The sequence below is a fragment of the Nostoc sp. WHI genome (genome assembly GCF_015714725.1).
Taxonomy (GTDB): domain Bacteria; phylum Cyanobacteriota; class Cyanobacteriia; order Cyanobacteriales; family Nostocaceae; genus Nostoc.
Genome location: NZ_WBKM01000099.1, coordinates 1 through 7,905, shown reverse-complemented (window position 1 = coordinate 7,905; position 7,905 = coordinate 1). Strand labels below are relative to the sequence as shown.

The 7,905-nt window shown below is 42.0% G+C and carries 4 protein-coding genes and 1 pseudogene; 1 reads left to right on the top strand and 4 read right to left on the bottom strand.

What is annotated here, in order from left to right:
• Positions 1 to 112: 112 nt before the first annotated feature.
• The 4 genes and pseudogenes from F8S12_RS10030 to F8S12_RS10015 form a co-directional block, all read right to left on the bottom strand.
• Positions 113 to 367, bottom strand: a pseudogene (locus F8S12_RS10030) (IS701 family transposase); the annotation flags it as partial.
• A gap of 1,010 nt (positions 368 to 1,377) precedes the next feature.
• Positions 1,378 to 3,669, bottom strand: coding sequence for a caspase family protein (locus tag F8S12_RS10025; RefSeq protein WP_196516155.1), 2,292 nt, complete (start codon positions 3,667 to 3,669; stop codon positions 1,378 to 1,380).
• 87 nt (positions 3,670 to 3,756) lie between these two features.
• Positions 3,757 to 4,359, bottom strand: coding sequence for a hypothetical protein (locus tag F8S12_RS10020; RefSeq protein ID WP_196516154.1), 603 nt, complete (start codon positions 4,357 to 4,359; stop codon positions 3,757 to 3,759).
• A 203-nt stretch (positions 4,360 to 4,562) separates the two neighbouring features.
• Positions 4,563 to 7,490, bottom strand: coding sequence for a CHAT domain-containing protein (locus F8S12_RS10015; protein WP_196516153.1), 2,928 nt, complete (start codon positions 7,488 to 7,490; stop codon positions 4,563 to 4,565).
• A gap of 55 nt (positions 7,491 to 7,545) precedes the next feature.
• Here F8S12_RS10015 and F8S12_RS10010 point away from each other — a divergent pair.
• The coding region (locus F8S12_RS10010) for a helix-turn-helix domain-containing protein (RefSeq protein ID WP_196516152.1) at positions 7,546 to 7,905 on the top strand (360 nt) is incomplete at its 3' end.

Sequence of the window (7,905 nt, the reverse complement as noted above, 5' to 3'; positions counted from 1 at the left end):
ATGAGTCGTGAAAAATATAAATAAGGAAACGAACCGCCAAGAACGCCAAGGACAAAAAGGGAAGAAAGAAGAAAGAGATATAGAATTTTCACAAATGATTTAGGACTGCTATATGAGGTTTATCAATTACCGTATCATCTGCACTTAATATGCCACCGACTAAATTGATATACAGTTTAACTTCATCAAATAAATCCTTTGGCTCATACTCCTCACGTAGCAAAAATCTGTTGACACTATCATGTGAGAAATATTCCATAATATCTGCTAAACGTGTGCAGCCTGGATACTTTGATTCTGCCAATAAAAATAAAGTGTAAGTGTTGAGATCACACTTTGCCGTGGATGGCTTGGTAGTTACTCTGATTGCCATACGGGAGCAATGCGATTTTGTTAGATCGGACTTTAATTCTCAGTTAGAGAGCTAGATTCTCAATAAAAACAGTTATTTAGCTGCGATCGCACCTCTAGATAGGTGATTTAGTACCCGAATTTTAACCACCTCACAAAATCGCATTGCTCCCTTGCCATACCCTCAATAGAGACAGTGTAAATTATCCATCTTTCCAGTCCTCTACTGCTAGCGATCGCCTATTATTTTCTGATTTTCTACACTACATTTATTGTCTTTTTTGTCAATGCGTAAGTTCTGAATTTGTGACTTAAAGGTACATATTGCCGCACTAAAGGCTGAAAGCATTATTATTTCGATTAATTCTAAATTATTGGTCGAATCTCATTAAAGAATAAGCTTGCCGCGAGTTTCACGCTAAATGTAGGCAATGTGAGCATTTTTGTGCTTTGCGATGGCGTAACCGCCATGAGCCGGTGGCGATCGCTCTAATAATAACGTAGCGTGGGCGCGATGTACAGACTCTTTCGAGCGATTTATGGACGGATGCCTGGAGCGGGGTAAAGCACCTAACAGAAATTGTTGGACTTTATTATTTATTGTTGAACTTTTTTATTCCTCTACAGTAACCGCCCGCCGTAGACGATCGCACTCTTGCAAAACGGGCATTTGACCACAAAAGCAGTCAGGCTCTAGGTTCGGCAAGCTTATCCTTTAATTTTCGGCATGTACCTTTAAGTCACATAATTTTCAACCATAAGCTGTCCGTTACGGACAACTTATGGTGTAAGTCACAGCATGTTGGTGAAAGTGTAGTGTATCAAGGAAAGTGGTTTTTATCGGAGTTTATGTCGGATAAAAGATAAGGGCATCTTATTTTGTGTTGTACTCTTGTACTACGATGTAACTTAAAGCATAATGTGAGCAACTTGCTCGCTTTATGCTTTCAAAGTTGCTCATATTATCCTTACAGTGACACTGACATTGCTGATCTGAGTAATTTATCCACGCCAAATATAGAAGAGTTAACTGTTGGATGATGCAACTACCTCAAAAGCGATCGCCATTGCAGCTAATTTTGTAGTATCAATACCGCGATCGCCCGATGGTAATTGTATGTTGTTGACGCTATTGCCGCTACGAGTACCTGCATCTAAGTCATCTAGTAAATTAGTTGTGACATCTAAAAGTTCATTAGTAACAGGGAGAAGAACATTTCGCCTTTTTGTGTCTGTTGACCTACTAGCAATTGTTTGTAATGCTTGGAGAGCAGTTTTTAGCGGGGTGGTACTGGCAATGATTAGTGCTTCTGAAACTCCCAAGGGCGTAACTATGGTAAGTGTAAATTCATCATCAGCTTGAGGGATTAACTGTGTTTGTTTTGCATCTACCAAAGCAGCATTTTCTGAGTCTGACCATCTATTAGGAAAAATAATTGTCATTTCGCCTTCGGCATCAATCACTAAAATACTGACGTAAAGTGGTTGAGACTCATTATTTTTAATTTGGAAAGCAATCTGGGTGTCCACAGGTAGTTGACGTAACCCAGCGTCAGAAAACTTAATAGACGAAACTGGTGTTGAGGAATTTGGCTGTTGAGGTTTTTTAGCTACACTGCGAATCGGGAAAGTTTCAGCCAAAAGCTCATTACTACCAGCAATATTCATAGAAACTGTGACGTTGAGGCGTGATGAATTTGTATTACCCAGAATCTGTTTGATAACTCTCGCAGCTAACAGCGACTTGAATTTTGGTTCTAAACGTTTCACTGCTTCAGTTATGGGTTCGCTAGCTGCACCAAAAGACGCGGGAATAATTTGGTCTTGACTTGGTAAAAATAAGCCAAAACTACCCACTACTGGCAGGTTGGATACTCCTTTTTTCTGTAACTCTTGATGTTTGATCTTCGTCATCTGCCCAAAGATATATTGCACTTCTTCTTTTGTTAAAGATTTGGGTTCAACGCGCTTGAGTGCTTTCATCGCTTGTATTACCTGCTGGGCAGTTTTGTTATCCAAAGATTCATCAATCCCAATTTTTAAAGTTGCATTTCTAGGAATGATACGGATGCGTTCTTGCAATAAATTTCCAGGGTGCAATTTTCCCTTGGAGGTTGTGTATTTCAGCGTACCTCTGCCGACTAATCCTTGACGAGATTGTAGTTGCACCTGTCCGATTTCATTACCCAGACCATCCACAATTGAGAACACAGAGTTACTGTTGAAAGCTTCTAAGCTTTGGGAATCTATTCCACCCAGCCATAACTGCGCTTGGTTCTCTGTTACTTGCGTGACTACAGCCTCAGCTGGGATAGCCTGGACAGGGATGAAATAGATGGGTGCGTTGGCATTTTCTTGGCTGAGGTTCGATTCAAATTCTGGGTCTTGATCAGTAGCATTTTCTCTAGCTAATTCTTTCGTACTGCGACCAATATTAACGATCGCTCTGTTGACAGATTCATTGCCAGTTTGCTGCCAAAGATAGTGAGTTAGTGTGTAGGTAAACGCCCCTGCATGGAAGCCCGAAAAAGGAACGTCAGCTGCTTTTTGATCGCGTTTGGCGCTGGCGATAACAACTCCTTTAGCAACGTTTTGACGGCGTTTTTGGATGAATTCTTGCTGTGAAAGTCCCAATCGCTTCAGCCATTGACGCTGATAGTCTAATTCTTCTGGACTAGGTTGCAATTGTTCACCGCCAGAACGCGATCGCACTCGCAGATTTCCCCGCGTACCACCGCCAGAAAAACAGCTGTCAAGCACAAAGGTGACGTTATCTGTTTTCAACGCAGACATGAGTAAAAATAGCGTATGTCCCATAATATCTTTTACTGCACCGCCAACTACAGGAAATCCTTTTGGTAAAGGGCTATCTATAGGAACAAGGGTGCTGTTGAGTCCATCTGGTGAATCGCGATCGGGGTCTTGTACCTGGGAACCGTGTCCAGAAAAGTGGAATAATACTACATCTCCAGGTTTGGCTTGAGCAATCAAATGGTTTTCAAAAGCTGTGAGAATACCTTGACGGGTGGCTTGTTGGTTAAGCAAAATGCGAATATCCTCTTGTTTGAAGCCAAAGCGGTGAATTAGTAAGTATTCCTGCAATTTGACATCAGTCTCACAACCTTTGAGAGGATCTAAACCATTGCTTGCAGGATAATCATTAATTCCTACTAGTAGCGCTAGTTTGCGGCCTGTACTTTGAGCGAGGACTTTACTTATGCTGTTGGCTTGTGGAATCATGTCCAATTGGCTCAAGCCCAACGTTGCGAGAGTGGAAGCAGAAAATTGGAGAAAATGACGGCGTTTGATGTTAGACATTATGATTTTATTTATATGTTGCCTGAAATCGCTTTAAAGAATTGTACTTCTGGGTTGTGTGAGGTTATGCAAGAAGAATTGTTCTTTTTAAGCATTCCGTACCATCCAAACTAAAAAGCCCAGTATCTGATCTACTGGAGGCAAAGGATAGTCGGTTAAATCAATTTCTACTATCTGCTCTACTAGCCGAAGAAACCGCCACTGAGTTCCATTGGTGATACTTCCATAGATCGCCTGTGTGGGATTTTCTTTGAGGTGATTAAATCGCTGGGCGGCGATCATTTCCGCAATACATTGACCTATCCCAGCATTTAAGTCACCTTTTTTCGCCTCTACAATTACTACTGTAGGCGCTTCTATTTCTAGCAGCTCTGGAGAACGGCTAATTAAAAAATCGCATCGACCATTTAATCCAACTGTTGCATCTACTGTAAAATCTTGACCAGAAAAAAGGCTGATTTTACGCTCTAATATCCGACGAACCTCTACCAGAACAGGGCTAATTATTAACTCAGATCGTGCTTTTTCACTGCCTGTCGCCACTGCTAGTGGCAAGTTTTCCTTGAGCGATTCTTGCAAGTTTGAACTAGGGCTAATTGGTTCTATTTCAGGTAAAAAGCGATCGCCCTCACGAGTGGAAATCCCAAAAGCGCTTTTTACCTTGCCAAGCGTAAATTCGTTATATGCCATTTTAACAAGGTTAAACTGTATTCCAGAACCTGGATTTTAATTCCATTAGCTGTTCATTGAAGCAAGTGGCGTTTGAGGAACGAAACCCAACACTCTGAGCAATTTTGAGTTGAGCAACACGAAACCCAACTACACCTAATGCACTATTTTAGCCTTGACACGCTACTACAAAACTAATTGATTCTGAATCTTCTTCAAAAAACCTACTCAGCTTCCCCAATGAGAGTAAAAGCTGCCCAATCAACAGGTTTTGGATTCTTTTTCATCGTCGTCAACATCGCCTGCCGCAGCGCTTGCGCCTTATCAGGATTTTTTTGCAGATTTTGATAAAATTCCGTCATTAATAGTGCTGTAGGCGTATCTGGAACTGACCACAGCGATACTAAGACACTGGGTACACCAGCACTAATTAAAGAACGAGATAAACCAATTACCCCATCCCCAGAAATGCGTCCGCGTCCGGTATCGCAAGCGCTTAAAACGACTAATTCGGCATTGAGTTTTAAATCGAGGATTTCTGAAGCTGTTAATAATCCATCATCTTTACCAGATGGAGTCAAAGCAATACCGCTATTTAATCCTTGGATATCATCAAATATGCCGTGTGTTGCTAAATGAATAAATCGCGCTTGGGGTAAACGTTTGACTACAGTTGCTTCTGTGGCTTTCTTGCCGATGAGAGGTTCGGTTTTGAATAACTTGCTAATTGCATTTGCTTCAAGTTCTGCGCCAGGTAAAGGTGTTAATTGTTGCGGAGTATCGCCGATTTTTGGTGCTAGAAAAGGCATTATCGGATTACCTACAATCAGCGTATCTTTTCCCTGTATGGGTTGTGTGCCTGTCCGTTGTTTCTGTTTGCGGGTTAAGTCTAAAACCTGAATTGATGGGGATGTGAGGATGGTGTGTTTTTCAATCAGGTATTTACCATCTGCATCTTGTAATGCGGCGAAGGGGACGAGGAATAGGCTACTTTGAGGAATGAAGATAACTCTGTCGTTAGAATTTTTGGGTAATAAGTCAGCGATGGGATTGATTAATAATTCGTGTAGACGCTTTAAATTGTTTTTGGTTTTGGGTGCATTGGGATTGTAAACTACATTAATACCGCGAAAAGCTGTACCTCTTGCACCGATGGAGTTACGGCTGGTGATAACAAGGTTGTCAAGAGTTGTGTTTTCTTTTTGCCACAGGGGTTTCAGATCAGCTTTGCGGAAGGTAACTTCACCTGTGGGTTTGATTACCCAAATGTAGAGTTCTGAGTCTTTAGCTTGTTCTTTACCTGCAATTTTGAAATCATCAGTAATAATTGAATATTGAACAAGGGTAGTATTTTGCTGTTTGGCAATTTGTCTAATTTCAGGAATGGTTGGTGGGGTGGGTAATTGTACTTTGGAGTCGGGAGATAACCGCGAAGTGAGTAATTCTACAAAAGCACGCGCCCGTCCGCGTTCAGCAATTTCTAAGGCTGCATCTGGTTTATTTTGGCCAATGAGGACTTTTTGTAAAGTGCGATAAGTTCTGCTTTGCCTCTCAAAAATTGAGACTTTTTCATTATCTTTTAATTCTCGACCTCGTAGAGATTCCCAAATATTTATTGCTTCAAGCAGGGTACTTTCTGCTGAGGTGACATTTCCTTGTTTATAGAAAGTAAGTCCTAAATTATTCAGTGACTCACCCTCACCAAGATGGTCTTTGATTTCGCGGGCGATCGCCAAACTTTGCTGATGGTTGTCAATGGCCTTGGTGTAGTCTCCTAAAGCATCGTAGGCATTACCAAGATTTCCCAGTGATTGACCCTCACCAAGACGGTTTTTGATTTCGCGGGCGATCACTAAACTTTGCTGATGGTTATCAATGGCTTTGGTGTAGTCTCCCAAGCGAAAGTAGGCAAGACCAAGATTTCCCAGTGATTGACCCTCACCAAGACGGTCTTTGATTTCGCGGGCGATCGCTAAACTTTGCTGATGGTTATCAATGGCTTTGGGGTAGTCTCCCAAGCGAAAGTAGACAACACCGAGATTTCCCAGTCCATTCCCCTCACCAAGACGGTCTTTGATTTCGCGGGCGATCGCTAAACTTTGTTGATAGTGGTCAATGGCTTTGGGGTAGTCTCCCAAGCGAAGGTAGACAACACCAAGATTTCCCAATGTAGCTTTTTCACCAAGACGGTCTTTGATTTCGCGGTTGATTGCCAAACTTTGTTGATGGTAGTCAATAGCTTTAGGATAGTCTCCCAACTTCTCATAGACATTACCAATATTTCCCAGTGCATTCCCCTCACTAAGACGATTTTTGATTGCGCGGGCGATCACTAAACCTTGTTGGAAGTAGTCAATGGCTTTGGGATAGTCTCCCAACTTCTCATAGGCAGCACCAATACTACCCAGGGATTGACCTTCACCACGACGGTCTTTAATTTGCCGGGCAATCGCCAAACTCTGCTGGTGGTAATCAATCGCTTTGGTGTAGTCTCCGAAAGAAAAGTAGGCAGTACCGAGATTTCCTATTGCATTCCCCTCTCTTTGGCGGTCTTTGATTTCACGGGCGATTAGTAAACCTTGTTGAAGGTAGTCAATGGCTTTGGGATAGTCTCCCAAGGAAAGGTAGACAACACCGAGATTTCCCAGTGATTCAACCTCACCAGAACGGTCTTTGATTTTGCGGGCGATCGCTAAACTTTGTTGAAGGTAGTCAATGGTTTTGGGGTAGTTTCCCAATACTTGGTAGGCTAGACCAAGGTTTCCCAGTGATTGAGCCTCACCAAGACGGTCTTTGATTTCGCGGGCGATCGCCAATCTCTGCTGCTGGTAGTCAATGGCTTTGGTGTAGTTTCCCAAGAAAAAGTAAACAAGTCCCAGATTGCCCAGAGATTTACCCTCGCCTAAACGGTCTTTGATTTCTCGATAGATAATCAGCGCCTGTTGCCAAGACTGTAACGCAACTTCAAATTGACTAGTTTGATATTGCTTCTTACCTTGCTGAAACAATCGGTCTGCTTCAGCTTTGCGGTCTACTGGTGTTTGTGCCAATACTTGCGACATCTGGAATAGTGGAGGCAAATTGGCGATGGGTTGTGAGATAGTCAAGATGACAGTGATCAATGCAGTTAAACTAAGTTTGCGATCACGCATAAGCTAATCGGCATTTAAGCTGCATAATATAAATGCAGAGCTGATTGAAAAAAGTATGCCACCACCAGCCAAAAACTTTTTAATTTTAGAACAAGTTACTCAGCTACAGCAGGCTCTTAAGGAGAGCAAACTACCGCACGTAAGGGAAAGAATTTTAATTATTCTGCTCCAAAACGATGGTAGAACACAACAAGAAATTTCTAGATTTCTAGGTTGTTCCCCCAGAACTGTTGCATATTGGTGTATGCATGGAGATCCAGATAACCTAGAAAGTTTACATAATAAACGAGAGTATGAGCATAACCGAAAAGCCACGCCTGAATATATTGAACTGTTATTAAAAACAGTTGATAGAGAACCATCAGATTTGGGTTATGAATTTGGTCGATGGACAGCAGAAAGATTAGCAACATAT

Bases quoted from the DNA above. Each gene is read 5' to 3' on its own strand.
- F8S12_RS10025 (WP_196516155.1), bottom strand. From the start codon at position 3,669: ATGTCTAACATCAAACGCCGTCATTTTCTCCAATTTTCTGCTTCCACT.
- F8S12_RS10020 (WP_196516154.1), bottom strand. From the start codon at position 4,359: ATGGCATATAACGAATTTACGCTTGGCAAGGTAAAAAGCGCTTTTGGG.
- F8S12_RS10015 (WP_196516153.1), bottom strand. From the start codon at position 7,490: ATGCGTGATCGCAAACTTAGTTTAACTGCATTGATCACTGTCATCTTG.